The sequence below is a fragment of the Flavobacterium sp. LC2016-23 genome (assembly GCF_009674775.1).
Lineage (GTDB): Bacteria > Bacteroidota > Bacteroidia > Flavobacteriales > Flavobacteriaceae > Flavobacterium.
Map to the genome: position 1 here is coordinate 47,371 of NZ_WKKE01000018.1, position 24,080 is coordinate 71,450.

At 37.6% G+C, this 24,080-nt stretch carries 26 protein-coding genes; 23 read left to right on the plus strand and 3 right to left on the minus strand.

What is annotated here, in order from left to right:
• Positions 1–80: 80 nt before the first annotated feature.
• On the minus strand, positions 81–308 hold the full coding sequence (locus GJU43_RS15910) for a CDGSH iron-sulfur domain-containing protein (protein ID WP_026984188.1): 228 nt from the start codon (positions 306–308) through the stop codon (positions 81–83).
• A 501-nt stretch (positions 309–809) separates the two neighbouring features.
• Between GJU43_RS15910 and metG the strand changes: the two genes are divergently transcribed.
• From metG to GJU43_RS15965, 11 genes are all read left to right on the plus strand, one after another.
• The gene (gene metG, locus GJU43_RS15915) at positions 810–2,867 is read left to right on the plus strand and encodes a methionine--tRNA ligase (RefSeq protein WP_154341808.1); all 2,058 of its coding nucleotides are present in this window, start codon (positions 810–812) and stop codon (positions 2,865–2,867) included.
• A gap of 257 nt (positions 2,868–3,124) precedes the next feature.
• Positions 3,125–3,397 carry a hypothetical protein gene (locus tag GJU43_RS15920; RefSeq protein ID WP_154341810.1) on the plus strand — a complete coding sequence of 91 codons (273 nt, stop codon included), beginning with the start codon at positions 3,125–3,127 and terminating at the stop codon, positions 3,395–3,397.
• 131 nt (positions 3,398–3,528) lie between these two features.
• The gene (locus tag GJU43_RS15925) at positions 3,529–4,965 is read left to right on the plus strand and encodes a hypothetical protein (protein WP_154341812.1); all 1,437 of its coding nucleotides are present in this window, start codon (positions 3,529–3,531) and stop codon (positions 4,963–4,965) included.
• Between the two features lie 117 nt (positions 4,966–5,082).
• Positions 5,083–5,232, plus strand: a complete 150-nt coding sequence (locus GJU43_RS15930; RefSeq protein WP_154341813.1) for a hypothetical protein — start codon at positions 5,083–5,085, stop codon at positions 5,230–5,232.
• Between the two features lie 54 nt (positions 5,233–5,286).
• Complete coding sequence (locus GJU43_RS15935; RefSeq protein ID WP_154341815.1) at positions 5,287–6,174, plus strand: DMT family transporter; 888 nt, start codon at positions 5,287–5,289, stop codon at positions 6,172–6,174.
• Positions 6,175–6,481: 307 nt separating this feature from the next.
• Positions 6,482–7,189 carry an HAD family hydrolase gene (locus GJU43_RS15940; protein WP_154341817.1) on the plus strand — a complete coding sequence of 236 codons (708 nt, stop codon included), beginning with the start codon at positions 6,482–6,484 and terminating at the stop codon, positions 7,187–7,189.
• Positions 7,189–7,818 carry a chloramphenicol acetyltransferase gene (locus GJU43_RS15945; RefSeq protein WP_154341819.1) on the plus strand — a complete coding sequence of 210 codons (630 nt, stop codon included), beginning with the start codon at positions 7,189–7,191 and terminating at the stop codon, positions 7,816–7,818. Before GJU43_RS15940 ends, GJU43_RS15945 begins: the two co-directional genes overlap by 1 nt.
• Before the next feature lie 46 nt (positions 7,819–7,864).
• Complete coding sequence (locus tag GJU43_RS15950) at positions 7,865–9,217, plus strand: hypothetical protein (protein WP_154341821.1); 1,353 nt, start codon at positions 7,865–7,867, stop codon at positions 9,215–9,217.
• 164 nt (positions 9,218–9,381) lie between these two features.
• The gene (locus GJU43_RS15955) at positions 9,382–9,900 is read left to right on the plus strand and encodes a ferritin (protein ID WP_154341823.1); all 519 of its coding nucleotides are present in this window, start codon (positions 9,382–9,384) and stop codon (positions 9,898–9,900) included.
• A 79-nt stretch (positions 9,901–9,979) separates the two neighbouring features.
• Positions 9,980–10,168 (plus strand): hypothetical protein, encoded by a 189-nt coding sequence (locus GJU43_RS15960; protein WP_154341825.1) that lies wholly within the window; start codon positions 9,980–9,982, stop codon positions 10,166–10,168.
• A gap of 90 nt (positions 10,169–10,258) precedes the next feature.
• A complete protein-coding gene (locus tag GJU43_RS15965; RefSeq protein WP_154341826.1) occupies positions 10,259–10,951 on the plus strand; it encodes a DUF2461 domain-containing protein in 693 nt (230 codons plus the stop codon).
• A 51-nt stretch (positions 10,952–11,002) separates the two neighbouring features.
• Here the strand turns inward: GJU43_RS15965 and GJU43_RS15970 are convergent, their stop codons facing one another.
• The gene (locus GJU43_RS15970) at positions 11,003–11,335 is read right to left on the minus strand and encodes a single-stranded DNA-binding protein (protein WP_154341828.1); all 333 of its coding nucleotides are present in this window, start codon (positions 11,333–11,335) and stop codon (positions 11,003–11,005) included.
• Positions 11,336–11,506: 171 nt separating this feature from the next.
• On the opposite strand from GJU43_RS15970, the gene GJU43_RS15975 reads away from it, so the two are divergent.
• The 3 genes from GJU43_RS15975 to GJU43_RS15985 are packed head-to-tail and all read left to right on the plus strand — an operon-like array spanning position 11,507 to position 15,788.
• Entirely contained in the window at positions 11,507–13,039 is a 1,533-nt protein-coding gene (locus GJU43_RS15975; RefSeq protein ID WP_154341830.1) for a carbon-nitrogen hydrolase family protein, read from the plus strand.
• The gene (locus GJU43_RS15980) at positions 13,036–13,383 is read left to right on the plus strand and encodes a hypothetical protein (RefSeq protein WP_154341832.1); all 348 of its coding nucleotides are present in this window, start codon (positions 13,036–13,038) and stop codon (positions 13,381–13,383) included. The genes GJU43_RS15975 and GJU43_RS15980 overlap by 4 nt, the downstream gene beginning before the upstream one ends.
• A gap of 11 nt (positions 13,384–13,394) precedes the next feature.
• On the plus strand, positions 13,395–15,788 hold the full coding sequence (locus GJU43_RS15985; RefSeq protein ID WP_154341834.1) for a M28 family peptidase: 2,394 nt from the start codon (positions 13,395–13,397) through the stop codon (positions 15,786–15,788).
• 75 nt (positions 15,789–15,863) lie between these two features.
• Here GJU43_RS15985 and GJU43_RS15990 read toward each other — a convergent pair whose 3' ends face one another.
• Entirely contained in the window at positions 15,864–16,259 is a 396-nt protein-coding gene (locus GJU43_RS15990) for a rhodanese-like domain-containing protein (RefSeq protein ID WP_154341836.1), read from the minus strand.
• A 145-nt stretch (positions 16,260–16,404) separates the two neighbouring features.
• On the opposite strand from GJU43_RS15990, the gene GJU43_RS15995 reads away from it, so the two are divergent.
• From GJU43_RS15995 to GJU43_RS16035, 9 genes are all read left to right on the plus strand, one after another.
• Positions 16,405–17,307 (plus strand): LysR family transcriptional regulator, encoded by a 903-nt coding sequence (locus GJU43_RS15995; protein WP_154341838.1) that lies wholly within the window; start codon positions 16,405–16,407, stop codon positions 17,305–17,307.
• Positions 17,292–17,741, plus strand: a complete 450-nt coding sequence (locus tag GJU43_RS16000) for a GNAT family N-acetyltransferase (RefSeq protein ID WP_154341840.1) — start codon at positions 17,292–17,294, stop codon at positions 17,739–17,741. The genes GJU43_RS15995 and GJU43_RS16000 overlap by 16 nt, the downstream gene beginning before the upstream one ends.
• Before the next feature lie 103 nt (positions 17,742–17,844).
• Positions 17,845–18,660 carry an NAD(P)H-binding protein gene (locus GJU43_RS16005; protein WP_154341842.1) on the plus strand — a complete coding sequence of 272 codons (816 nt, stop codon included), beginning with the start codon at positions 17,845–17,847 and terminating at the stop codon, positions 18,658–18,660.
• A gap of 68 nt (positions 18,661–18,728) precedes the next feature.
• Positions 18,729–19,202: a methylated-DNA--[protein]-cysteine S-methyltransferase gene (locus GJU43_RS16010; protein ID WP_154341844.1), complete on the plus strand. Its 474-nt coding sequence runs from the start codon at positions 18,729–18,731 to the stop codon at positions 19,200–19,202.
• Between the two features lie 116 nt (positions 19,203–19,318).
• The gene (locus tag GJU43_RS16015; protein WP_154341846.1) at positions 19,319–20,032 is read left to right on the plus strand and encodes a 3'-5' exonuclease; all 714 of its coding nucleotides are present in this window, start codon (positions 19,319–19,321) and stop codon (positions 20,030–20,032) included.
• Positions 20,033–20,143: 111 nt separating this feature from the next.
• Positions 20,144–21,220, plus strand: coding sequence for a winged helix DNA-binding domain-containing protein (locus GJU43_RS16020; RefSeq protein ID WP_154341848.1), 1,077 nt, complete (start codon positions 20,144–20,146; stop codon positions 21,218–21,220).
• Between the two features lie 110 nt (positions 21,221–21,330).
• Positions 21,331–22,770: a nucleoside recognition domain-containing protein gene (locus GJU43_RS16025; RefSeq protein WP_154341849.1), complete on the plus strand. Its 1,440-nt coding sequence runs from the start codon at positions 21,331–21,333 to the stop codon at positions 22,768–22,770.
• A gap of 50 nt (positions 22,771–22,820) precedes the next feature.
• Positions 22,821–23,291 carry an FKBP-type peptidyl-prolyl cis-trans isomerase gene (locus tag GJU43_RS16030; RefSeq protein WP_154341851.1) on the plus strand — a complete coding sequence of 157 codons (471 nt, stop codon included), beginning with the start codon at positions 22,821–22,823 and terminating at the stop codon, positions 23,289–23,291.
• A 2-nt stretch (positions 23,292–23,293) separates the two neighbouring features.
• Positions 23,294–24,025 carry a hypothetical protein gene (locus GJU43_RS16035; RefSeq protein WP_154341853.1) on the plus strand — a complete coding sequence of 244 codons (732 nt, stop codon included), beginning with the start codon at positions 23,294–23,296 and terminating at the stop codon, positions 24,023–24,025.
• Positions 24,026–24,080: the final 55 nt, after the last annotated feature.

Consider the following 24,080-nt stretch of genomic DNA (forward strand, 5'->3'; position numbering starts at 1 on the left):
TATTGAATAATCTTTTCAAAAAAGAGAATAAAAAAAGCCACATTAAAAATGCAGCTTTTATGATATTTCAGAAACGGTTCTTAGTTCGTTTTCATTGGCGGTAAATCGAATGCAACTGAATCGTGCTCGAAATTATTACGATGTCCACCATCACAAAATGGTTTGTTGGCCGATAATCCGCAACGGCAAAGACCTAGTGCGCTTCTGCCTTGTAGTCCGTAAACTGTTCCTTCTGAATCCATTATTTCGAAATCACCTTCAATTTTGATGGATCCGTTTTTATTGATGATTAATTTTGTCTTGCTCATAGCTTTGTTTTTTTCACTGCAAAGGTTGCAAAATATATTTTGAAGTTTTTAACGGAAGGGCTAGTTTAAACTCGTTCTATTTTAGTCGTTCCACAAAGCTGCACGGAGGTTTTCGCAGAGATTCGCAAAGGTTCTCCGGCTGAGCGAAGTCAAAGCCCACGCAAAGATTTGACGAAGCTTTTTTGTTTCTCGCAGATTCCGCAGATTGAGCAGATTTAATTTAGAAAAATCCATTTTAATCCTTCGTAATCTGTGGCTAAATAAAATTTTGCGCCTCTGTGCCTCTGCGTGATTAATTTCCCTTTCTTTTAAAAAAACTTCGCGAATCTCTGCGCTTTTTCTTCGTGAATCTCCGTGAAATAACAAATTCTCGATTCTATTGCTTATTTTTGCAGGCAATAAAATTGAGTTATGAAATGAGCGTACGACAAAATTGCCCTTAAACACAAGATTTCATGCGCGAATTACATATGACCAATAAAAAATAATTAATATCAACATATGATACAGAATCCAAAGAGATATACTATTACGGCAGCCTTGCCTTACACCAACGGACCTATACATATTGGCCATTTGGCGGGGGTTTACGTGCCTGCAGATATTTATTCGAGATATTTACGTTTACAGGGAAAAGATGTTGCGTTTATTTGCGGAAGCGATGAACATGGCGTTGCTATTTCGATGAAAGCCAAAAAAGAAGGAATTACACCACAAGAAGTTATTGATAAATATGACGGAATTATTAGAAAATCATTCGCTGATTTCGGAATTTCGTTTGATAATTATTCCAGAACTTCGGCTAAAATTCATCATGATACGGCTCAGGAATTTTTCAGAAAACTGTATGATAATGGCGATTTTATTGAGGAAATAACCGAGCAATTGTATGATGCCAAAGCCAATCAGTTTCTGGCGGATCGTTTTGTGGTGGGAACTTGTCCAAGATGTGGCAACGACGGAGCTTACGGAGATCAGTGTGAAAATTGCGGATCGACTCTGAATGCTACGGATTTGATTAACCCGAAATCGACGATTACCGGAGAAACTCCGATTTTGAAATCTACCAAACACTGGTTTTTACCTTTAGACCGATATACTGATTTCTTAACAGAATGGATTTTGGTGGGACATAAAAACGACTGGAAACCGAATGTGTACGGACAAGTAAAATCATGGGTTGACGGCGGACTCGAGCCTCGTGCCGTAACGCGTGACCTGGATTGGGGAATTGATGTTCCCGTTGAAGGTGCCGAAGGAAAAAAATTATACGTTTGGTTTGATGCGCCAATTGGGTACATTTCATCAACCAAAGAATGGGCTTTGCGCGAAGGAAAGGACTGGGAACCGTACTGGAAAGACGAAGACACCAAACTGGTTCACTTTATCGGGAAAGACAATATTGTTTTTCACTGTATCATTTTCCCGGCGATGCTAAAAGCCGAAGGAAGCTATATTTTACCGGACAATGTTCCTGCGAATGAGTTTTTGAATCTGGAAGGAAACAAACTTTCGACTTCTAAAAACTGGGCGGTTTGGCTGCACGAATATTTAGAAGAATTTCCGGAGAAACAAGACGTTTTGCGTTATGCCTTAACATCAAACGCGCCGGAAACTAAGGATAACGATTTTACCTGGAAAGATTTTCAGGCCAGAAACAACAACGAACTGGTAGCGATTTTTGGGAACTTCATCAACCGTGTGGTGGTGTTGACGAATAAATATTACGACGGATACATTCCAACGCCAAATGAATTTACAGAAGTTGACGAAGCTGCTTTGGCCGAATTGAAAGCGTATCCGGCCGTGATTTCAAGTTCGGTAGAGCGTTACAGATTCCGTGAAGCTTTGGGCGAATTGATGAATGTGGCGCGTTTAGGAAATAAATACCTGGCCGACGAAGAGCCGTGGAAAGTAATGAAAGACAATCCGGAGCGAGTAAAAACGCAGATGTATGTGGCGTTGCAAATTGCCGCTGCGTTGAGCATATTGGCGGAACCGTTTTTACCTTTTACAGCTGCGAAATTATCCCGAATCCTTAAAAACGAAGGAAAATTGAAATGGAATGACGTTGCTGAAAATTCAGAATTGATTCCGGAAGGCCACCAGATTGGTGAAGCCGAATTGCTTTTTGCTAAAATTGAAGACGAAGAAATACAAAAACAAATAGACAAATTGGAAGCTACCAAAACGGCCAATCTTGCCGAAAACAAACAAGTGGAACCTCAAAAAGAATTAATTCAGTTTGAAGATTTCGCTAAAATGGACATTCGTGTCGGAACTATTCTGGAAGCAGAGAAAATGCCGAAAGCCAATAAACTTCTGGTCCTGAAAGTAGATACCGGAATTGATGTTCGTACGATTGTTTCGGGAATTGCAGAAAGCTTTACACCGGAAGAAATCATCGGAAAACGTGTTTCTGTTCTGGCCAACCTAGCGCCAAGAGCGTTGCGTGGTGTAGAAAGCCAGGGAATGATCCTGATGACTACAAATGCAGAAGGAAAACTGGTTTTCATCAATCCCGATGCTGATGCACCAAATGGTGAGACGGTGAATTAATTTTTTTAATTAGAAAATTTGAGAATGTGATAATTAGATAATTTTAAATGAAAGAATATTCTTGTATTTTGTTGTGGGTTAAACTTATATTTTGTAAGTTTGAACTGACTAAATATTTAAGGCTTATATTAAACTAATTAAAGTTAACATAAGCGAACCCTTGCCACGGTGCTGGAGCAGGAAACTGCCCTAAATCTATTCTTTGAATATTTAGTCACACCTAAAGCAAGGGTTTCGTGCGTTTAATATTTTCGATAATGACTAAAGAAAATCAAAAACCATCACATCATGATGTAATGCCATCCGTGGCGAATTTCCTTTCTAACCTTTGGTTCGAAGGAGAATTTAGAGAACAACCCCAACATTTGTCCGAAATTTTCGAGGCGCTACTGGAAACTGAAATGGGCGATAACCATGACCTGCGGGCCAAAATGCTGAACTGCATTAAAACCAGTAAAATGCTTGCCAAAGCACTCGAGCCTTTCTCAGACAAACAAATCGAGAAAGCCTGTAAAAGTTTAACTGCTTAAAAAACAACAACCCGAAACGCGTGAACCACTTAACTGATTCACGCGTTTTGCTTTTGGAAAAATTATCCTATACTATTTTCAAAAAAATAGGATATTTGCACAAAAATTTAAAACCGTAATATTCTCAGTCAATGTTCAGAAAAATACTTTTAGCCTCTTTCTTTTTAGCTGGTTTAAGCTCCTTTTCACAGGAAGTTGTAAGTTCAACTTCACTTGATTTAAAAAACAATCGCGACATTTTTCAAACGATAAACAACGATAAAAAAGAAGTTTCGTTGTTTGTTAGTGACAAAGTAAAAGTAAAAGCACTTCGTCTCAACGAACAAATGCAAATTACAGACAGCATTTCTACCGAAAGGCCGGACAAAAAAACCTACACCAACATGATTGGTTATAATATTTCGAATGATAACACCAGACTTTTCTGGTCGTCAAACGATTACGAAAATATTATTTCGCAACTCTATGATTTTAAAAGTCGTACGATCACTCCAAAAGAATTTACGCTGGTTTTAAAAGAGGAAAAGGTTTTACAAAAATTCAGTGAATCCGATAACTTTTACATTTTATCGGTAGTCAAAAAAAGCAACAATCTAAAACTTCACATTTTTGACAAAGAGGGCAATTACACCTCCAAGATAATTCCGTTGGAAGGATTTCATTTTTTCACCTCAAATTATACCAGATCGAATTTATATGGTGTTTTAGGCGAAAACTTACTTCCTTTCGAAGTTCCTTTTTCCTTGGAGAACATCACAGTTGAAAACCCGACTTCGCTAACCGATGGTTCGAAAAAAAGAAAATGTTATTTCAGCAATAAACAAATCACCATAACACTTGACACCAATATAGATTACACTCAGGTCATTATCGTTGATTTAAAAGAATTTACCGCTTTCGAGAAAATAGTCAAAAAGCAATTTATAGGTGGGGACCGTACGTATTTAAACTCTAATTCTTTTTATTTTGACAATAAATTATATCAGTTAAAAGGTTCTTCCGATCTGCTTTACTTTACCATAAAAGACCTGAACGATACTCTTTTAAAACAATATATGGTGAACTCGGCCAGCCCGATTAATTTTAAAAATTCGGAGATTTACCAGGAAGGCGGAGATTTTGGAGGAAAACGAATTCTGGAAAACTCTTCACAATTCATCCGAAAAATAAACAATCTGCACTCGGGTCTTGCGTGTTACCATTTAGGACAAAACACCCTGATTACTTTCGGAGGCGTTTCTGCCGTTCAGCAATCGGGCGGTCAGGCAGCTTTGGGTTCATTTGGTTTAATCGGGGCTCTGGTTTCTATAGCCGTATTCAATCCGACAATGGAAAGCTTTAATTCTTACAGCAACAGAAAAGTGGTTAAGATTGAAGGATTATTTGACGCCGAAGGCAATCATGTCGAGGGACAGTTACAACCGCTGGCATTCGACAAAATCAGAACGTTCTTTGACGACAATAAAAATGTTTCCTCGCAAACCTTATTCAAAATGGGGAATTTCTATTATCTGGGCTATTACGATAATAAAGGAAGTCAGTACATTATTAGAAAATTTGCAGATTAAAAAACAAATTCCCGAGCTAAAATTCGGGAATTTTTGTTTTAGGAATAATCGTTATTAAATTACCTCAACAATTTTTGTTTGAAAATAAATCTTAATTTTGAGTCTAAATGAAATTTTATGGATGTGAGTGAAAAAGCTTTCTATGAGTTATCGTCTGAACAAAAGACAGCTATAGAAAAAGGGCAGAATGAAATCAAAGAAGGGAATTTTTATACTAATGATGAAGTAATTTCAGAAATGAGAGAATGGTTAAAAGAAATAATTTGAACTGCTATTTTTATTTTTCCCTCCTCTCTTTTTAAGTCTAACAACATTCTTCTAATGAAATTAACCAAACCAAGATTAGCTTTAATCTGCGGCATACTTTGTATTTCGATTTTTCCGATATTGATCAAATTGCGTTTAGCTTCGGGATTGATTTCTGCTTTTTACAGAATGTTTTTTGCGGTTGTTTTGCTTTTGCCTTATGTGCTTTTGAGTAAGAACTTTAAACTTCCAACCTTAAAATTTACACTTTTAGCAGCATTAAGCGGGATTCTCTTTGCCTCAGATGTAGCGGTTTGGAATATCGCCATTCAGGATTCAAGTGCGACGCAGGCTTCCTTGTTAACTAATTTATCGCCGCTTTGGGTCGGAATTGGTTCTTTCTTATTTTTGAAATCAAAACCGGCTGCCAATTTCTGGATCGGAACGGTCGTTTCATTATTCGGAATGGTGACTTTGGTTGGTTTTAGTTTTTTTCTGGAACTGAATTTTGATCAGGCTTTCCTGTTTGCTGTTTTGTCCGGAATCTTCTATTCGATCTATCTTCTGGTAAGTAAAAATGTGCTTTCCCATGTTGATGTTTTATCGTTTATGACGATTAGTTTACTGGCTTCCAGCGCTTATTTAGGAATTATTTGCTATGCATTGAATGAAACTTTTACGGGATTCTCCAATACAGGCTGGTTTGTATTTGTACTTCAGGCAATAATCTGCCAGTTGTGCGCCTGGCTTTCGATCAGTTATGCCACACAACACATGCGTGCCACAAGGGTTTCGTTAAGTTTATTGAGTCAGGCTGTAATTACTTCGATATTAGCTTGGTTGTTTTTAGAAGAACAAATAACTTTACAAATGGTTTTCGGCGGAATGATTTTGCTTTTCGGAATCCGGATTACGTTTTACGATAAGACAATTTCTCCGGGCAGGTTCTTTTCTAAGAATTAAGACTGGAAATTGGTTTTCGGATTAGGCGGGTTTACGCAGATTAATTTTAAAAATGCTTTCTCGCAGATTTGGCAGATGGAGCAGATTTTTTTTTAATCTCTGAAATCATTTATTCCGATAGGTACCAGAAGAGGCAAAAAAATAGTGCTAATTCGTGGCAAAAAAGTTCTCACGCAGATCGAGCAGATTTGGCAAATTATTTTTAAATCTTTGGAATCTCTATAATCTGTGGCAAAAAAAATTCGTGAAATTCGTGAAATTCGTGGCAAAAAAACCTAAAACTTCAAACCTGAAACAAAAAAACATCATGTTACATAAAAGCAAAATACCAAATTTAAAAGTAATCGCCTTCGATGCCGATGATACTTTGTTTGTTAACGAACCGTATTTTCAGGAAACGGAACATAAATTTTGTGCCTTAATGGAAGATTATCTTTCGCATCAGGGCATTTCGCAGGAATTGTTTAAAATCGAAATTCAGAATTTGCCTTTGTACGGTTACGGAATCAAAGGTTATATTTTATCGATGATTGAGGCGGCGATGAACATTTCAAACAACACGATTCCGGTTGAAGTGATTCAGAAAATCATTGAATACGGAAAAGAATTGCTCGAAAAACCCATCGAACTCCTTGACGGAATCGAAGAAACGCTGCAGGCCTTACACGGCAAATACAAACTGGTCGTGGCTACAAAAGGCGATTTAAAAGACCAGCACAGCAAACTGCACCGTTCAGGACTAGGACATTATTTTCACCATATCGAAGTCATGTCAGACAAACAACAAATTGATTACAAGAAATTACTGGGACGTTTAGACATTCAGCCTCACGAGTTTCTGATGATCGGGAATTCGTTAAAATCGGATGTTTTACCGGTTTTGGAAATTGGCGGTTATGCCGTACATATTCCGTTTCATACCACTTGGGAACATGAGAAAATCAGTCATAAAGTAGAACACGAACATTTTAGTTCATTTGAAAAAATCACGGAAGTGGTTACTAATTTAGCCTAATGAAAACACTTTTAGATTTAGAAAACTGGAACAGAAAAGAGCATTTTGCCCATTTCAAACAGATGGAAGAACCTTTTTTTGGTGCCACTGTTGAGATCGATTGCACAAAAGCCTACCAAACTGCAAAAAGCCTCAATGCTTCCTTTTTTATCTATTACTTACATAAAACTCTGGTTGCCGTAAATGCAATCGAGAATTTCAGATACCGAGTTGCAGAAGACGAGATTTACATCAACGATCGTATTGATGCATCCGCCACAATTGGCCGTGAAGATGGCACTTTCGGATTTTCACTAATCGAATATGATCCTGATTTTAAAATTTTCGAACAAACGGCTTTAAAAGAAATCGAGCGTATCCAAAATACCACCGGGCTTTTTACCCGTGAGTTTAAAGACGATAATGTCATCCATTTTTCGGCAATACCGTGGTTAAACTTTACATCGCTTACACATGCCCGCAGTTTCACGTATCCGGACAGCTGTCCAAAAGTTTCTTTCGGAAAAATGATGACATCCGAAACCGGAAAAAGAACAATTTCGATGGCCGTGTATGTGCATCATGGTTTAATGGACGGTCTGCATCTGGGTCAGTTTGTAGACTATTTTCAGGAGCTGATGAATTCCTAAAGAGAATTCAGGCGAAGATTTTGAATTGATTTTATTCTTAAAAAATATGAGAAAAGTATTTCTGTTTTTAGCTGTATTGTACAATTCGATTCTGTTAAGCCAGACGGTCTTGACGACTTATCCTATGGATTTAAAAAGGATACGCGAAAATGATCAGATTTTAAATTTCGAAAACAACTCGACCCACGAAGTATTTGTTTTTGTGCTGTCGCAGGGAAATTTTACGATTTTAAAATACAATAGTGCGTTATTCCTGACGGACCAGTTTACGGGTCCGGCTACGTATTTTAATGACAGGTCTCTGATGGGCTACAGTTTTAGTGAAGACGGAAATCCAACTTTGTATTGGTTTTCAGAAGCAGCAAAAAACATTATAATTGTCAAATATTATTTCGAAAACAAAACTTCGAAAGCGCTAAAATTTGAATATCCAAATACAACACAGGCTATTGTAACCTCATATCAAAAAGACAATTCCTTTAACTTCCTGACACAGGATAAGACGGGACCAAAACTGATTCTGTATGTCTTCAAAAATGGAATCGTAGAAGAAAAAGTGCTTGATTTTTCTCCTTTCACTTTTATAGACAGAAAAACAAAACCCAAAACATTCAATGAGATTCTTGCAGAAAACCCTATTGAAAAAATGGAACCCGGTGAATACAATCCGCTGTCTGCAACGATTAGTAAAACTAAAATGTATATCCTAAGTGATCGCATCATTTTAACTTTAGATCAGACGCTTCAAAAGACACAACTCTTCGATATTAATTTGAGCAATCTGGAGATCAAAGAAAAAGACTTTGTACAACCGACTACTAAAAAAGCAGCAAGATCCTCCAACTCTTATTATCACGAAAACAAATTGTATCAGATTAATGCCAACGAAGACGAACTTTTGTTTGATATAAAAGATCTGGATTCGCAGCAAGTCTTAAAAAGCATTGCCGTTTCCAAAAATGACACGATCCTTTTTAAAAATTCGCCTTTGCTAATCCAAAGAAACAATTACAGTCCGAAAGAATTAAAAAACACCGCCAAATTCCTGCAGCATTTATCGGGCTTAGATACGGGCATCTCCGTATTTAAAAACAAAAAAAATCTGTTTATTACCATTGGAGGAATCAGTAAAACAACCAATCAGAGTTTTGAAGGCTTTTACTACCCTGACATTGAGACCAAAACAGTCTTTTTTGAAAGTATCTGGGATAAAAAACTCGGATTTACTGCTGAAAAACAACAGTCTCTGGCAATAGACAAGATTTACTTATTTATGGACAAGCACAAAGAAATTGCATTAGAAAGCATCATGAAATATAAGGATTATTCCATCTTAGGCTATTTCGATACCACAGCCAAACAATACAAGCTGCTAAAGTTTACAGACGGGTATAACTAAAATAAAGACAATTTTTTCATATCCCGCTAAGGGTAGAAAAGACATCATTTCATTCAAATAAGTTGATTTCATTGTATTTAGTCTGAATCTGAATTGTTTCTGACAACAGTGAATCAGGTTCCAAATTCCTTAAAATTATTTAACTTTACAAAAAACTCAAGATTATGTTATCAAAAAATATAGAAACAGCACTGAACAAGCAAATCAGAATTGAAGCGGAGTCTTCGCAAACTTACCTTTCAATGGCTTGTTGGGCAGAGGTACACGGATTAGAAGGAATCGCTCAGTTTATGTACACTCAATCAGACGAAGAGCGCGCGCACATGCTTAAACTTGTTAAGTACATCAACGAGCGTGGCGGACATGCTACCATTACGGATCTTAAAGCGCCAAAAACATCATACACTACTTTTAAGGAAATGTTTGAAGCCCTTTACAATCATGAAATTTTCGTATCAGAATCGATTAATGAATTAGTGCACATCACTTTTTCTGAAAAAGATTATGCTACACATAATTTCCTGCAATGGTATGTGGCAGAACAGATCGAAGAAGAGGCTACAGCTAAATCAATCCTTGACAAAATCAACTTAATTGGTGATGATAAAGGCGGACTTTACTTGTTTGATCGTGATATTCAGCAATTAACAGTAACAAGCTCAATTGCCATTAATCCAAAATAAAAAAAGTTAAAGTTTATTTAGAATACATAAAAATAACATTTATTCTTTTATATTTGTCTCGTTTTATAATTGAGAGACTATGAGCAAGAAAGATAAAGTTAAAGACAAGGACAAAAAGAAGGATAAGAAGAAGAAAAATGCTGCTATCCTTGATAAGATTAAGAAGATCGAAAACTGCAAATCAAGCTGTTGTGAGAAATTCAAAAAGAGCGAAAAGAAACGTTGCTCCCGTTGTCCTATGTTTGACTTAATAAAAAAGACTGCTTAAAAAAATATATAAAAACCCATCAGAAATCTGGTGGGTTTTTAGTTTAAATGACATTCGTGTTCTACTTTTAGAAACGCAAATAGTATACTTATGAAACAGCCGGTTACGATACCCAAATCCAGTCTTGATTTTTTACAGCAGCTCAAAACAAATAACAACAAACCCTGGTTTGAAGCCAACAAAACAACCTACCTCAACGAATTAAATCATATTGAAACCTTTGCAGGTGCTTTGCTGCAGGAGCTTTCCAAAACCGATGTTTTAGAAACAGCTTCCGGCAAAAAAAGTGTCTATCGAATTTATCGCGATATTCGTTTTTCCAAAGACAAAACTCCTTTTAAAACCTTTTGGGGCGGGAGCTTTACCCGCGCAACAAGTGAAAGACGTGGTGGCTATTATTTTCATCTGGAAGAAGGAAACAGTTTTTTCGCCGGTGGGTTTTGGGGACCAAGTGCAGCAGATTTAAAACGCATCAGAAGCGAATTTGCACATAATGTGGAACCGATGCAAAAAATACTGCATTCCAAATCTTTTGTTGAGACTTTCGGAGTTCTACAAGGCGAACAGCTTAAAACAGCACCAAAAGGATTTGACATCAATCATGAGGCTATCGACTTACTTCGATACAAACAGTTTTTAATCATCAGACGTTTTACGGATAAAGAAGTACTCAGTCCGCTCTTTTTAGAACAGGCCCTGGAAACCTGCATAAACATGAGACCCTTTTTCGATTACATGAGCGAAATACTGACCACTGATAGCAATGGTGCATCCGTTTTGTAGTAGCGTATTAAAACTAAACCCGACAGGTTTTAAAAACCTGTCGGGTTTGAATTATTTACTTAAGAGTAAGATTTCATTGACCACGACTTCTGTAATAAATTTTTTCTCTCCGTTTTTGTCGTCGTAACTCCTGTGTGTTAGCTTACCTTCAACAGCAACTTCTTTTCCTTTTACTACAAATTTTTCAATAATTTCAGCTGTTTTGCCCCAGGCGGTCACACGGTGCCATTCTGTTTGTTCTACCTTCTCGCCTTTATCGTTCTTGTAGTACTCATTTGTAGCGATGTTCAGATGCGCTAATTTTTTTCCGTTTTCCAATGTTTTAATTTCCGGATCGTTACCTACGTTCCCAATTAGCTGTACTCTGTTTTTCATTGCATTCATGGCGTATAAAATTTTAAGGTTAAAAAATGAATTCGCTAGTCAAATTCACATAGGCAAAAATACAAAAAAAGTAGGAATTATCCGATTAAGTAATAATTATTTTCGGTTGTAATTATTTGTAAGCGTTTGTAAATGGTAATAATTTCGTATATTCGGAGAAAACCCTTTAATATGCAGACACAAATCAACAAAGTTGAATTGCGAAATTTACAATTAGTCGATTACAAACAATTGAAAAACTCAATGATAGAGTCCTATCCGGAAATGGCCAATTCGTATTGGGAATCTAAAGACATTAAAAAATTACTCGCCATATTTCCCGAAGGCCAGCTGGTTATTTTAGTAGATGGTGTAGTAGTAGGATCAGCACTGTCCTTAATACTGGATGAAAAACTGGTCGATAAAAGACATAACTACAGACAAATTATTGGTGATTATACGTTCTCTACTCATAACAAAAACGGAGAAATACTATACGGCATTGATGTTTTTATTCACCCGAATTACCGCGGTCTACGTTTAGGGCGCCGTTTGTACGATGCCCGTAAAGAACTTTGCGAACAATTGAACCTAAAAGCAATTGTATTTGCCGGAAGAATTCCGAACTATGGTCAGTATGCCAGCAAAATGACTCCCAAGAATTATATCGAAAAAGTAAAACACAAAGAATTACACGATCCTGTACTTTCGTTTCAGCTGAGTAATGATTTTCACGTTTTAAGAATCATCAAAAATTACCTGGAAGGCGATGAAGAATCTAAAGAATTTGCCGTGCTTCTCGAATGGAACAACGTTTATTATGATGAAAGTCCAAGACTGATTAATCTTGAAAAAAGTGTAATTCGATTGGGATTGATTCAATGGCAGATGCGTCAGCTTAATAACGTCGAAGCTTTGTTTGAGCAGGCGGAATTTTTTATTGACGTCGTATCCGGTTACGGAAGTGATTTTGCTTTATTTCCGGAACTTTTTATTGCGCCTTTAATGGCCGATTACAATCATTTATCTGAAGCAGAAGCCATCAGGGAATTGGCCCGCCATTCTGACCCGATTCGAAAAAGGTTTCAGGAATTTGCCATTTCGTACAACATCAATATCATTACCGGAAGTATGCCTCACCTTGAAAACGGTAATTTATACAATGTCGGTTTTTTATGCAAAAGAGACGGAACTTCTGAAATGTATACCAAAATTCACATCACGCCCAACGAAGTACAGCATTGGGGAATGAAAGGCGGATCTCAATTTAAAACCTTTGATACCGATTGCGGTAAAATCGGAATCCTGATTTGTTACGATGTCGAATTCCCGGAACTCTCCAGAATTATGGCCAATGAAGGAATGAATATTTTGTTCGTACCCTTCTTAACCGATACCCAAAACGCTTATACCCGTGTCAAACATTGTTCGCAGGCCAGGGCCATTGAAAACGAATGTTATGTTGCCATTGCCGGATGTGTGGGCAATCTGCCAAAAGTAAACAACATGGATATTCAGTATGCACAGGCATCGGTATTTACACCTTCTGATTTTGCTTTTCCGAGTAATGGTATAAAAGCAGAAGCCACTCCGAATACAGAAATGACTCTGATCGTAGACGTTGATCTGAATCTCCTAAAACAACTCCATGAGCACGGAAGTGTCCGCATTCTAAAGGACAGAAGGAATGACCTTTATGAAATTAGAAAAATAGAACAGCCATGAAAACATGTCTCGAATGCTCCGAAAAAATTGTAGGCCGGGAAGATAAAAAATTCTGTTCCGACAGTTGTCGCAATGCATACAATAATAAAATAAATAAGGATACGAATAATTTTATGCGCAATGTAAACAATAAATTACGCAAAAATTACCGTATTTTGTCGGAACTCAATTCAGAAGGAAAATCAAAAGCAACAAGAGATAAAATGTTGAATAAAGGCTTTGATTTTGATTTTTTTACTAATATTTTGCAGACGAAAACAGGCAATACCTATTATTTCCTGTATGACCAGGGATATTGCGCTCTGGACAATGATTATTTTATGCTCGTAAAAAAAGAAATTTAGTATATTCAACAATGAAAAAAAATCCTACTTCAATACTAGCCTTTCTATGTGTCATAGCCATTTTAGCTATTATATACGCCACAATGATGCCCCAGTGGGTTTCTAAAAATGAAGAAGCCCTCGCAGAATTCTCTACAGAACGAGCACTGAATCAAGTCAAAATCATAGCCCAGAAACCCCATTATGTAGGCTCGACAAATCATGAATTAGTGGCCAATTATCTTAAACTTGAATTGAACAGAATCGGTTTAGAGACGACTACACAGGAAGGATTCACCCTTAACAAAAAAGGGCTCTTAGTAAAATCTAAGAATATTCTTGCCCGCATTAAAGGAACAGACAATTCAAAAGCACTTTTATTACTTTCCCATTACGACAGTGCCCCACACTCGTTTTCTAAAGGTGCAAGTGATGATGCTTCCGGAGTTGCGACGATCCTCGAAGGTATCCGTGCCTTTTTATACGCGAAGCAGCCTCATAAAAATGATATTATTATTCTCTTTTCCGATGCCGAAGAATTAGGACTAAACGGTGCGGCACTCTTTGTAGATAAGCATCCGTGGGCAAAAGACGTCGGACTGGTTTTAAATTTTGAAGCCAGAGGTTCTTCAGGGCCAAGTTATATGCTCATGGAGACCAACAAAGGAAATGAAGCACTTGTAAAAGAGTTTTCGAATGCAAAAACAAAATTTCCGGTTTCAAATTCACTGATGTACAGCATTTACAAAATGCTTCCAAACGATACCGACCTGACTGTTTTCAGAGAGCAGGGAAACATTCAGGGCTTTAATTTTGCCTTTATCGATGGTCATTTCAATTACCACACCCAGCAAGATGATTTTCAGCATCTCAATAAAACAACACTGACCCATCAGGGCACTTATCTGATGCCTTTATTAAAATATTTTTCGAATTTCGATCTAAATGCAACAGCTTCAACTGAGGATAATGTTTATTTTAATGTTCCTTTCGGATTTTTTATAAGTTATCCTTTTGCATGGGTAGCGCCAATGACCATCATTGCTTTAGGCCTGTTAATCCTTTTCATTTTTATCGGAAAAGCAAAACGTGTTATCAGTTTCAGAGAAATTTTCAGGGGGTTTGTTCCTTTGTTAGGTTCTGTGATTATAGCAGGGCTGGTTACTTTTTTAGGATGGAAAATTTTATTGGAAGTGTATCCGCAATACAATGACCTGTTAAACGGATTTACCTATAATGGTCATGCTTACATTGGTGCTTTTGTAACGCTTAGTATCGCCATTTGTTTTGCGTTCTATCATCATTTTTCTGAAGGGAAAATAACGATGAATCATTTCGTAGCTCCCTTGTTGCTCTGGATCGCCATCAATGCTTTTCTGGCCAACAGCCTCACAGGAGCCGGATTCCTGATTATTCCGGTATATTTCGGAGTTCTTCTTTTTGGAATTTTTGTCATCACACAACATTACAGTTTAGGACTGAATTTATTATTTTCTATTCCGGCCTTAGCCATTGTGGCGCCTTTTATAATAATGTTTCCGGTAGGTTTAGGATTAAAAATACTATACGGAAGTGCTGTGCTCACCGTTTTATTATTTGGATTATTACTCCCGATATTTGGTGCTTTTTCGAAAAAAGGAATCTGGACGATGCTCTTTTTTGGAATATCCATTGGCTTTTTCGTTTACGCAGGGATTCACTCGGATTATGAAAAAGGGAAAGCAAAATCAAATAGTTTATTGTATGTTTATAACGCCAACACCAATTCGGCCCTATGGACGACTTATGATGTCAACTTAGACGACTGGACCAAAAGCTATCTGGGAGAGACCAATCAAAAAGCAGTGGGTTTAAATTCACTTCCGATTACCAGCAAATACAATTCAGCATTTACCTACAGTGCCATCGCTCCAAATGTGGCAGTGCCAAAACCAACGGTAACGTTCATCAAAGACAGTGTGGTGGGCAATAACAGGTATTTAAAAATAAAAATAACGCCCAACCGAAAAGTAAACCGTTACGACATTTATGCCAACACCAAAATGACGTTTTACAACTTTAAAGCCAATGGCGTTTCGACTTCAGGACAAACCGGAAATCGTTTAGAACGTGATGACAGCAAAATTTTATGTTATTACGTGGTAGGCAACGAACCGCTTGTTTTAGAATTCTACATCAATAAATCTTCTATTTTCGATATGGATCTTATTGAAAGTTCGTTTGATTTAATGACTAATCCGTTGTTTAATATCAAACCAAGAAGTGACTGGATGATGCCGACACCTTTTGTGCTGAATGATGCTGTTTTGATTCAACAGAAAATAAAAAGATATACCGCTCCTTTGAAACCCATTGATCCTGCCCCGGTAAAAGACAGTATCATTGTTGCAAAAGACACTTTAACACCGGTAGTTAAACCTGAATAAGAACGTTTCTTCAATTATAATTAGCAAAAAAAGGCAAAAGGACAAACTTTAAAAATTAAAGTTTGTCCTTTTTGTTTAACAGGCACATTCTATTTTCAGTCCTGAATTTTTACCGTTGGTCCCTTCGGTAGCATAACCGTCAAATTTCCACCACTCGATTCCACCGATCAGTTCTTTTACCTTAAAACCCAGTTTCGTCATATTCAGCGCTCCTTTTGTGGAGGCATTACAGCCAATTCCGTCGCAATAGGTGACATACAAAATTTCTTTGTCCAGATGCCTGGTACTTTCAGCATTCATTTCACGATGCGGAATATTAATTGCACCAGGAATATGCTCTGCTTCGAAACCAAATGCTTTTCGGGCATCAATTACCATAACTTTTTCACCGTTATTCAGGGCATCAAACAAATCGGAAGGATCCATTTCGAAGGCTAGTTTATTTTCATAATGTTTAATCTGCGTTTCCATTTTTTCAGGTTTTAATGATTTATTTTTTCAAAAGTAGCTGAAGTACGAAGACCATAAAAACGAAAAGAATTCATCAACTTGATTACTTTTTTTCATGGAAAACCCATCTTAAAATTTTGTTCCTTTGTATACAAATTCGCTAAAAATGGAAATACGTCATTTACGACTGATCAAAGCAATTGTCGAAGAAGGAAGCATCACCAAAGCAATCGATAAACTTCATCTGACACAATCGGCACTGAGCCACCAGCTCAAGGAAGCTGAATATCAGTTGGGCACGCCCATATTTTTCAGGATGAATAAAAAACTGGTTCTAACCAAAGCCGGAGAAAAAATCTATGAGATCGCCAATGAAATCCTCGACAAACTATCGCAAACTGAAACCCAGATCAAACAAATGGTTTTTGGCGAACACGGTGAAATCAGGATTAGTACCGAATGTTTTTCAAGTTACCACTGGCTTCCGTCGGTTTTAAAGCAATTTCATCTTTTATACCCGAATGTCGAATTGAAAATCGTGACGGAAGCAACTCATATTCCGCTCCAGAATTTACTGGCCAATACGATTGACATTGCGATTATTAGCGATCCCATCAAAGACAATAATATCAAATACCTGGAGCTTTTTCAGGACGAAATGGTAATGGCAGTCTCGGAAAACCATCCGTGGGCCTATAAAAAATATGTGGTTCCCGAAGATTTTGTCACTGAACATCTTTTGATTCATTCCCTTCCTATGGAAACGGTTACGATACATCAGTTTTTCCTGGCTCCGGCCAAAGTAACACCGAAAAAAATTACGCCCTTACCTCTGACAGAAGCTTCTCTCGAAATGGTCAAAGCCGATATGGGCGTCATGTCGATGGCAAAATGGGCTTTGCTGCCCCATCTTAAGACCAGTCCGATAAAAGCCATTAAAATTGGTAAAAACGGCTTAAAGAGAAAGCATTTTATTGCGATCCGCGAAAACGAAAACTATCCGGACTATTTTCATCATTTTATTACCTTTTTACAAACCGAAATCAACCTGCAATGGAATATTCAATAAGGAATTGCGAACGTACAGATTTGCCCCAATTAATCGTTTTATGTCAAAAACACGCGGAATTTGAAAAAGCAGATTTTTCTCCCGAAGGAAAAGCAGAAGCATTAGAAAAAGCAATCTTCGCAGAAAACCCTAAACTTTATTGCCTCGTAGTTGCAATAAACGAAATAATCATTGGTTACGTTTCGTATACTTTTGATTATTCAACCTGGGATGCCGCAGATTTTATCTATATGGATTGTCTGTTTCTGGAAGAACAAGCCAGAAGCTTTGGAATCGGGCAAGTTTTAATTGAAAAGCTGCAACAAATCGGAAAAGAGAAAAACTGCACCAATATACAATGGCAAACACCACAATTTAACGAAAGAGCCATTAAATTCTATCACAGAATCGGCGGAAAAGGAAAAGACAAAGTTCGTTTTACCTTAAATTTGTAGAAATTTAATTTCGCAAAGAAAAGAGACAAGAAGAAAAGACTGCTTTCAGTTTAGCTTTTCCTCTGCCCCTCTGAACCTTTGCCCCTTTGTACCTCAAAAAAAAATGACACAAATTAGTATTTTAGGCTGCGGCTGGCTGGGTTTGCCCCTGGCGAAAAAATTAATCGAAAAAGGACATTCGGTTAACGGATCCACCACTTCAGAAAACAAGCTTTCCATCCTGACAGAAAGCGGGATAAATCCTTTTTTAGTGACACTCGAAAGCGAAAGCATTTCTGAAAGTATCACTGGTTTTTTAGCCAAAAGCGAAATGCTGATTATAGACATTCCGCCAAAATTGCGCGGAAACAATGCAGATACGGAAAAGAAAGTTTTTGTCGCCAAAATCAAAAACCTGATTCCGTTTATCGAACAATCTACCGTAAAAAAGGTACTTTTTGTGAGTTCCACTTCGGTTTATGGCAATGAAAATGAAATCGTCACGGAACAAACTACCCCAAATCCCGATACCGAAAGCGGCAAACAATTGCTTTTGGCGGAAGCGCTTTTACAACACAATCAGGACTTCGAAACTACCATTATCCGCTTTGGAGGCTTAATCGGTGAGGATCGTCATCCTGTGAAAAGTTTATCGGGAAAAGAAAATCTTGAAAATCCGGACGCTCCTGTCAATTTAATTCATCAAACGGATTGTATTTGTTTGATTTACGAAATCATCCGTCAGTCAAAATGGGGAGAAGTTTTTAATGCTGTGGCGCCCTTCCATCCTAGCCGTGAAATTTATTATACCGGAAAAGCAATCGCTTTAAACCTGCCTTTACCCAAGTTCAGCCCGGAGCAATCTCAGATTAAAAAGACCATTTCAGGCGAAAAAATTGAAACCAGTTTAACATATCAATTTGATCTGAAAAATTATTAGCCTCACTTATAGGATTCAAAACAAAAACTTTGCGAACTTTGTGAAAGCCTTTATGCTTTTACTCTAAAATGGAACAGACAGCTTACATCGAATCTCCGCTCGGAATCACAACTATCATTGGTGATGTAAATGGCGTATCGGTTATTTCGGTCACAAAAGAAGGCGAACTTTCTGCTGAAATTCCGGAAGTGCTGCAAGAGGCCGTTCGGCAGTTACAGGAATATTTTGAAGGCAAAAGAACTGATTTTACTTTCAAACTAAATCCAAAAGGAACGGAATTCCAGCAAAAAGTATGGAAATCACTGCTCGAAATTCCATACGGAAAAACAGTCAGTTACATGGACCAGACCAAAAAGCTTGGTGATATTAAAGCGATTCGTGCCGTTGCGTCGGCAAATGGTAAAAATCCGCTTTGGATTGTAGTGCCGTGCCACAGGGTCATTGGCACCAATGGTTCGCTCACGGGTTATGCCGGAGGAATATGGCGTAAAAAATGGCTTTTGGAACATGAAAACCCAACCCAGCAACAAAGTCTGTTTTAAAAATATTATTTCATAAATTAGCCGAAATGATTTAAATTGTACTATATTTCCTTCTTTTTAAATCAAATTTATGTATCTTCATAAAAATAAATTAGTGGAATTAGTGGTTAAAAATTATGATTGAAAAAATAAACCTCAACAATATTTTATTTCTGGATATAGAAACGGTTCCGGAAGAAGAGCATTTCAATTCGCTTGATGCCGAAATGCAATCTCTTTGGGATCATAAAACCCAATATCAGCGAAAAGAGGAATTCACTCCGGAAGAATTTTACGACCGCGCCGGCATCTGGGCGGAGTTTGGTAAAATCGTCTGCATTTCCGTGGGTTATTTCACCATCAAAGGCGATATCCGGAATTTCAGGGTCACTTCTTTTTTCGGGGAAGAAAAAAAGATTCTTCATGATTTCAATAATCTGCTGAACAATCACTTCAATCAGCCTCAGCATTTGCTGTGCGGTCATAATGCCAAAGAGTTTGATCTCCCATTTATAGCGCGGCGCATGATTATCAATCAGATTGCGATTCCGAACAAGCTTAATTTATTTGGAAAAAAGCCCTGGGAAGTTCCCCATCTGGACACCCTGGAATTATGGAAGTTTGGTGATTACAAGCATTTTACTTCTTTAAAACTATTAACCAAAATACTGGGGATTCCTTCGCCAAAAGGTGATATCGACGGCAGTCAGGTGGCTCATGTATTTTACGTAGAAAAAGACATTGACCGGATTGTGACCTATTGCGAAAAAGATACCATAGCCGTTGCTCAGATTTTCCTGCGCTTACTTCGTGAAGATTTATTGATTGACGATGAAATTATTCATGTTTAGTTCTTTTTTAGTTTCTAAGGTGCTGAGGTGCTAAGATTCTAAGGGACAAAGGTGCAGAGTTGTAAAGGGACAAAGCTTAAATGAACTTCAATAACTTATATGGTTTAAAAAATGACACATCAGGAAATATCCCATTACAGGCTTGCTTCGCAAAAGCTTTTAGAAACAAGCGCAAATACTCCGCAACAAATTGTGCATCATCTGGGTGCTATGCAGGCGCAGGATTATGCCATGGCGAAATGGGCCATAGGTTCGCGATGTGATGCTACTGAAAAACAAATCGAAGAAGCCATTAATTCCGGTAAAATCATCCGGACACACATTCTCAGGCCAACCTGGCATTTTGTTTCTGCCGATGATATCTACTGGATGCTGAACGTTTCGGGACCACAAGTCAAACGTATTATTCTTGCGGAAACCAAAAAGCACGGTTATGGTGAAAAAGAGTTCGACAAGATTAATTCGGCTATCGAAAAATTACTGGCCGGAAACAATCACTTAACGCGGGATGAAATTATGCAGGAACTTGATCTTAAAAAGGTTTCCGGTGACTATTATTTAAGCGGTGTCCTCATCATGATGTATGCAGAATTAGAAGGCTTGGTCTGCAACGGAAAAATGAAAGGAAAACAAATGACGTATGCTTTACTGAGTGAGAAAGCCCCAAAACCGACAACAAAATTGACGAAAGAGGAAGGTCTGGCAAAATTAGCGAAACGTTATTTTGAAAGTCACGGTCCGGCAACACTGCCAGATTTTTCCTGGTGGTCCGGTTTTCCACAGACAACCTGTAAACTGGCACTCAACTCCATTGCATCAGAATTAAACTCAGTTGAAATTGATCATCAGACGTACTGGTTTGGAACTCATCTTTCTCTTAAAAGCAGCTTCAGCGAAAGTGTACACTTTCTACCCGCTTTTGATGAAATCCTGATTTCCTATAAGACCCGTCAAGCTTCGATTTTACCGGAACATCAGTCGAAAGCTTTTACGAATAACGGAATTTTTAAACCGGTCATTCTGGAAAACAGCAAAGCCATCGGAACCTGGAAAAGAACAATCAAAAAAGACCATGCAAAAATAGAAACACAGTTCTTTAACGAAACCGAAAATCATAAAAAAGCCATTTTATGGGAAGGCCTTAGCGCTTTCGAAAAGTATCTGGAAACCAAAATCATTATTGAATAAATTGAATTTTCAGTAAAAGATTAGCGTTTCTGAGAAATACTTCGTGTTTCAGCACTAAAATCTTTGCGCATATTATGGCTAAATAATTACATTTACAAAAAAATATAATTATGGTATTAAGTAGATTTTGGTTAGCTATATTTATTTCGTCGATTGCCTTTATTGTAATCAGTTTGTTTACCTCCAATACGTATACTATTGATTATGTTCTGAATGGTAAAAAAGACGATCCGATTCTGGTTTCAGAAAAATACGCCGAACAACTTCCTGCTTTTATCAAAGACAGCATTAAAAAAGCACCGGATCAAACGATCATTATCAACCGCGATACGCTAAATGCCGACACCACTTATGTTTATAAAAACAAAACCGTAAAAATCTACAGCGGTCTTCAAAAATCGGATGGTTTATTACCCACCTGTAAAAGCACTTTGGTCGATTTAATTCTGCCGCTTATTGCCTATCTGGCTTTCTTTTGCGGGTTAATGGAACTTTTAATCATTTCCGGAGCTTCGGGAAAACTGGCCAAAGCACTGAGTCCGGTGTTTGTAAAAGTATTTCCGAGTATTCCTAAAAACCACCCGTCGATATCCTATATGACGTTGAACTTTGCCGCAAATTTCTTAGGATTAGATTCTGCTGCGACTCCGTTTGGTTTGAAAGCCATGGAAAGTCTACAGGAAATCAACCCCGACAAAGACAGGGCCAGTGATGCGCAGATCATGTTTATGTGTTTACATGCTTCAGGCCTTACCTTAATCGCCACTTCAATTATTGGTTATCGTGCTGCTGCCAACGCCAGCAATCCGGCAGATGTAATGCTGCCGTGTATTATTACTTCGTTTATTGGTACCATTGCCGCTTTCTTAATTGTGGGAATCAGACAGAAAATTAATTTCAAAAGTGCTTCGCTGGTTATTGCCTTAATGGTATTAATCGCGGCTATTGTTGGATTACTGATGTACGTGAATCATTTGGATTTAATTGGGAAAAACTATTTTACTTCTAATCTTTCCGGTTTGATCTTATTCGCGATCATTGCTTTTACATTAATCTTTTCATGGCGTCATGAAAAGAAATTTACCGAGGCCAGTACTACCGTTTTTGATGCGTTTGTGGTAGGTGCGAATAACGGAGTGAAAACCGGAGTTACGATTTTCCCTTATGTTTTGGGAATGCTGGTGGCTATTTCCTTATTCAGAAACAGCGGTTTGTTTGAAATTATCAGTGATGGAATTGCTTTTGTATTCTCGAATATGGGTGTCAACAAACAAATTACGGATGCTTTGCCGGTCGCCATGCTTCGCCCTTTTAGTTCTGCAGGATCGAGAGGATTTTTAATTGACTCTATGAATACATTTGGGGCAGATTCCCTAACGGGTAGATTGAGCAGCATTTTTCAATGTAGCGCCGAAAGTACTTTTTATGTCATTGCCGTTTATTTTGGTTCAGTAAATATTAAAAACACTCGTTATGCTTTGGGCACCATGCTTTTGGTAGACGTAATTTGTGTGATTACTGCCATTTTTGTGGCCAGCTGGTTTTTCTAAACATCATATCCTGAACTAATTCAAACCTTTTAAAAACAATATAACCCAAAATGAAATATTCTTTATTTGCTCTAATCCTTACCCTTTTTGTTTCTTGTGTTAGTAACGAAATTGACGATAAACCAATAGTTCCGATTGATTATACCGAAAAAAATGAAGCCGAAATACTAAAGTATCTGGCTGACAATAATCTGACTGCCCAAAAAACCGCTACCGGTTTGTATTATATCATTACTGAGCCCGGAACAGGCAAACAACCAACAGCAACTTCAACGGTCACCGTTGTTTACAAAGGCTATTATACAACCAAAAAAGGTTTTGACCAGAGCCCTGATACCGGCACTACATTTGGCTTACAACAAGTAATACAAGGATGGACGGAAGGAATTCCTTTCTTTAAGGAAGGCGGAAAGGGTGTTCTGATCGTACCGGCCCGTTTAGGATACGGCAGCTTTGATTATGGAGGCATCCCGGGTGGTTCTGTACTTGTTTTTGACATTAACCTGATTAGTGTTAAATAGTCATGAAAGTTAAATATCTATTTGTTTTAGCTTTACTGGCAGGTTGTCAAAAAGAGAAAACACCAACTGAAGCAACTGTTATAGCCCCGGAAAAGAAAACGGAAATTATGCTGGTTAAGGAAGAGAAATTCTTAAAAACAGATACCATTTCAATTTCTGAAGGGGACGAAACTTCCAAAAACAATTATATGCTTGCACATCTTTTAAATCAAAAAGCAGATAAGGATAGTATTATAACCCAACAGTATCAGCTTGATTTTTATCAGGATCAAGCCAAAACGGTTTCTTCTAAAATAACTATCGAAGGATATCAAAAAGGATCAGAATGGGGAGCATCGTACGGATTGTCTTCCACTGCAGACAAAAAATCTTCTTTTATTCATGTTAGTTTCGGCTATCCTGCCTGTGGTTATACACAAAATAATTACTTGTATTATCTAAAAAACAAAGGCCTCCAACTGGTATATGAATGGGATACAATGTCAGATAGCGGCTGGGGAAGCTGGGTCGAATTCACTGCTCCAACCGGGAAATCAGAGACCAATTCTTTCTATTGCAAAAGAGTTGCATTTGAACCTGAAGATGACAATGAGGACATGGGAACCGCCACACACTCTGATTCCATCGTTTTTCAATTTAAAAACCAGCACTGGACAAAACAATTGTTAACCGCAGAAGGCAAAACCTATTTTGAGAAAAAAATGTCTTTTAATGAATTTCACAAGATACAATAACATGTAGTGAGGTCTTATTCAAATCCTTTCTAAAATAAATAATTTTTAACTTTGT

Excerpts from the sequence above, each read along its gene's own strand:
- GJU43_RS15910 (WP_026984188.1), bottom strand. The coding sequence starts at position 308 with ATGAGCAAGACAAAATTAATCATCAATAAAAACGGATCCATCAAAATT.
- metG (WP_154341808.1), top strand. The coding sequence starts at position 810 with ATGATACAGAATCCAAAGAGATATACTATTACGGCAGCCTTGCCTTAC.
- GJU43_RS15920 (WP_154341810.1), top strand. The coding sequence starts at position 3,125 with ATGACTAAAGAAAATCAAAAACCATCACATCATGATGTAATGCCATCC.
- GJU43_RS15925 (WP_154341812.1), top strand. The coding sequence starts at position 3,529 with ATGTTCAGAAAAATACTTTTAGCCTCTTTCTTTTTAGCTGGTTTAAGC.
- GJU43_RS15930 (WP_154341813.1), top strand. The coding sequence starts at position 5,083 with ATGGATGTGAGTGAAAAAGCTTTCTATGAGTTATCGTCTGAACAAAAG.
- GJU43_RS15935 (WP_154341815.1), top strand. The coding sequence starts at position 5,287 with ATGAAATTAACCAAACCAAGATTAGCTTTAATCTGCGGCATACTTTGT.
- GJU43_RS15940 (WP_154341817.1), top strand. The coding sequence starts at position 6,482 with ATGTTACATAAAAGCAAAATACCAAATTTAAAAGTAATCGCCTTCGAT.
- GJU43_RS15945 (WP_154341819.1), top strand. The coding sequence starts at position 7,189 with ATGAAAACACTTTTAGATTTAGAAAACTGGAACAGAAAAGAGCATTTT.
- GJU43_RS15950 (WP_154341821.1), top strand. The coding sequence starts at position 7,865 with ATGAGAAAAGTATTTCTGTTTTTAGCTGTATTGTACAATTCGATTCTG.
- GJU43_RS15955 (WP_154341823.1), top strand. The coding sequence starts at position 9,382 with ATGTTATCAAAAAATATAGAAACAGCACTGAACAAGCAAATCAGAATT.
- GJU43_RS15960 (WP_154341825.1), top strand. The coding sequence starts at position 9,980 with ATGAGCAAGAAAGATAAAGTTAAAGACAAGGACAAAAAGAAGGATAAG.
- GJU43_RS15965 (WP_154341826.1), top strand. The coding sequence starts at position 10,259 with ATGAAACAGCCGGTTACGATACCCAAATCCAGTCTTGATTTTTTACAG.
- GJU43_RS15970 (WP_154341828.1), bottom strand. The coding sequence starts at position 11,335 with ATGAATGCAATGAAAAACAGAGTACAGCTAATTGGGAACGTAGGTAAC.
- GJU43_RS15975 (WP_154341830.1), top strand. The coding sequence starts at position 11,507 with ATGCAGACACAAATCAACAAAGTTGAATTGCGAAATTTACAATTAGTC.
- GJU43_RS15980 (WP_154341832.1), top strand. The coding sequence starts at position 13,036 with ATGAAAACATGTCTCGAATGCTCCGAAAAAATTGTAGGCCGGGAAGAT.
- GJU43_RS15985 (WP_154341834.1), top strand. The coding sequence starts at position 13,395 with ATGAAAAAAAATCCTACTTCAATACTAGCCTTTCTATGTGTCATAGCC.
- GJU43_RS15990 (WP_154341836.1), bottom strand. The coding sequence starts at position 16,259 with ATGGAAACGCAGATTAAACATTATGAAAATAAACTAGCCTTCGAAATG.
- GJU43_RS15995 (WP_154341838.1), top strand. The coding sequence starts at position 16,405 with ATGGAAATACGTCATTTACGACTGATCAAAGCAATTGTCGAAGAAGGA.
- GJU43_RS16000 (WP_154341840.1), top strand. The coding sequence starts at position 17,292 with ATGGAATATTCAATAAGGAATTGCGAACGTACAGATTTGCCCCAATTA.
- GJU43_RS16005 (WP_154341842.1), top strand. The coding sequence starts at position 17,845 with ATGACACAAATTAGTATTTTAGGCTGCGGCTGGCTGGGTTTGCCCCTG.
- GJU43_RS16010 (WP_154341844.1), top strand. The coding sequence starts at position 18,729 with ATGGAACAGACAGCTTACATCGAATCTCCGCTCGGAATCACAACTATC.
- GJU43_RS16015 (WP_154341846.1), top strand. The coding sequence starts at position 19,319 with ATGATTGAAAAAATAAACCTCAACAATATTTTATTTCTGGATATAGAA.
- GJU43_RS16020 (WP_154341848.1), top strand. The coding sequence starts at position 20,144 with ATGACACATCAGGAAATATCCCATTACAGGCTTGCTTCGCAAAAGCTT.
- GJU43_RS16025 (WP_154341849.1), top strand. The coding sequence starts at position 21,331 with ATGGTATTAAGTAGATTTTGGTTAGCTATATTTATTTCGTCGATTGCC.
- GJU43_RS16030 (WP_154341851.1), top strand. The coding sequence starts at position 22,821 with ATGAAATATTCTTTATTTGCTCTAATCCTTACCCTTTTTGTTTCTTGT.
- GJU43_RS16035 (WP_154341853.1), top strand. The coding sequence starts at position 23,294 with ATGAAAGTTAAATATCTATTTGTTTTAGCTTTACTGGCAGGTTGTCAA.